Raw genomic sequence first — 2,221 nt, 5'->3', positions numbered from 1 at the left:
TCCATCTCGGGCTCTCGTGTGCGCAGCGACGCGCGGCTCCCGTCAGATGGGGGGAGGGGCGAGGGCAGCGGGAGGGGAGCGCCAGGTTCTGGACCGCGATCGGCTGTGAACCAGGCTTCGAACGCGTCGGCATAGTGCTCGCCCGCATCGGTGCGCGCATAGGTCGTGACGAGCGTGTCGGCCCCCCGAACCATGGCCGCGGCGTACAGACGGTCTCGTTCTTCCTGGTGGGCCTTTCCGAGCTCCGGACTGCTTCCCAGGAAATGATCAACCGCGTGTCCCAGTTCGTGCAGTGCGACGCGGTGGCGCCCCTGTCCCGCGGCCGGATCGGGCAGCACCTCCTCTCGCAGCACGATCATTCGCTGAGACGGGAGGTAGGCCCCATCGATGGCGTGGCTTGCGAGCTTCTCGTTGACATACCGGATGTTGTCGAGGCTGCCTGGGGTGAAGCGGTCTGACGGGGCCACGTTGGGCCCGTCGCCCCGTCCGGTATCGCTGCGAAAGACGTGATCGGGAACCGAGGTCTGTCCGGCAGGCACCACCCAGATCCGCAGCCCCGCGTCTGTCAGTCGCTCGAGCAACGAGGCCGGCACCACGCCGATGTCGCGACGCAGCGAAATCCGCCACTCCTCCGGGATCTCGGGGTCGAGCATGCGGTCGACGAGGGGAACGGTCTTCGCGTAGTGCTCCCGTGCCTGCGCTGGCAGTTCTACGGCAGGCAGCCGACCGTCGCTGCCGAGCAGCTCGACGGGCACAGAGGCCATGTCTTCGTGCGCTGCTCGAGCGGCTTCGACGGGTAGCGACACCGTGACGACAGGCACCTCTTCGAGAAAGGCAGTGGGTGGTCGCAGGGCGCCAGGGGCCATCAGGCCGAGCGCCGCGGTTCCCGCAACGATTCCCAGGGAGAGCGGCGATGCCTCCGCACAGATGCTGTCTGGGGCGGTCGCGCCATCGACAGGGGGAGCTTCAGGTTCTCTCGAGAGAGAGACCTTCATCGACGGCGTCGACCCGTCCGTGAGGAACGGGCTGCGAACCGGTGATCTCGCGCCCCCTGCGATGGCTTGCAAGGTCACTGCTCCCAGATGCTGTTCATCTTGCGCATGGCCTGCGCCCAGTGGGAGTCACGCGTGAACGTGAGCTCGTCATACCCTGACCGCGGCTTGTGCGTGTCGATGGTGATGCCGTGCGCGTTCGGGTATCGCTTCGAGTGGCTCTCGGCGAAGACCGTGGCCTCGACGGCCTGCTTCACGCCCTCTGCCGCGGTCTTGAGCGCTTTGTCGCTGATCTTCGGACTCCTCGAGATCTGGGAGGCGAAGTCGTAGAGATCCTTGTAGTCGTAGAAGCCCTGCGTCTGTCGCGCAAGTCCGCGAAGGGTCCAGCGAGAGGTTTCCGTTGCGAGGATGGCCTGACCGAACTGATCGACCGCCGCGGTGAGCGTCGGGGCCTTGGCCAGGTCGATGGCCGACATGGTCGGGAGATCATCGGGCACGGACTGTGCGCTGCTGACCACATGTGCTGCCAGCTCACGGGGGGAGACGGAGACGCGTTCTGTCAGCATCTTCTGCATGTCTGCGAGCATCTCTGCGTTCAGCACGCGGGAGTACGGCCATCCGGCCGCCCCCTCGGTCTCTTCGGAAGCCACGAGGTACGAGGCCTCGTCCTTCAGCTGGTGGGCGACCTCGGTGGAGGCCATGAGGCAGGCGTCGAAACCGATGATGTCGATTCCGCTGCCCGTGGCCTTGCGTGCGTCGGCCAGGCCCTGCGTGAGTGCGGGAAGCTTCATCCAGGTGCCTGCGCTGTCATCTTCGACGCAGCCCTGCCAGCCGTTGCCGTGGTCGGAGATGATGAGCATGTAGTGCTCGGCAGGATAGTTCGCCTTGCTCCACGTGATGAAGTCGGACAGCGTCTTCGGGGCGGCCATGTCGACCTTGGTCCCCAGGTTGCCGACCACGGTTGACCCCAGCACCCCGGGCTTCGTGTCCTTCTCGATGAGCAGGCGCTGGCACCCCCCCTTGCCGGCGCCGCGGTCGAACTGTGAGACCACCGCCGTGGTGGGGTCTGAGCCGACCTTCTCGGCGTCGTCGAGGTTGGTGAACAGGTAAGGCTCGAGGTTGTTGTCGCCGGCGGAGTAGACCATCACGGTCCACTTGCGCGGAGACTGCGGCGCATCGCCTGGCGCGCTTGGCGAGAAGGTGTCAGCGGGGGCGGCGGGGGCGCTGTG

Annotated in this window: 2 protein-coding genes; both read right to left on the bottom strand. The window is 66.4% G+C overall.

All coding sequences use genetic code 11. From position 1 onward, the window contains the following. Nucleotides 1-1,067 (bottom strand): hypothetical protein (locus EB084_24085; protein NDD31343.1); only part of this gene is annotated, 1,067 nt, incomplete at its 3' end. A gap of 2 nt (nt 1,068-1,069) precedes the next feature. Beyond that, the coding region (locus tag EB084_24080; protein ID NDD31342.1) for a hypothetical protein at nt 1,070-2,221 on the bottom strand (1,152 nt) is incomplete at its 5' end.

It is taken from the genome of Pseudomonadota bacterium (assembly GCA_010028905.1).
Classification (GTDB): Bacteria; Vulcanimicrobiota; Xenobia; order RGZZ01; family RGZZ01; genus RGZZ01.
This window is presented reverse-complemented; position numbering and strand designations above follow the sequence as displayed.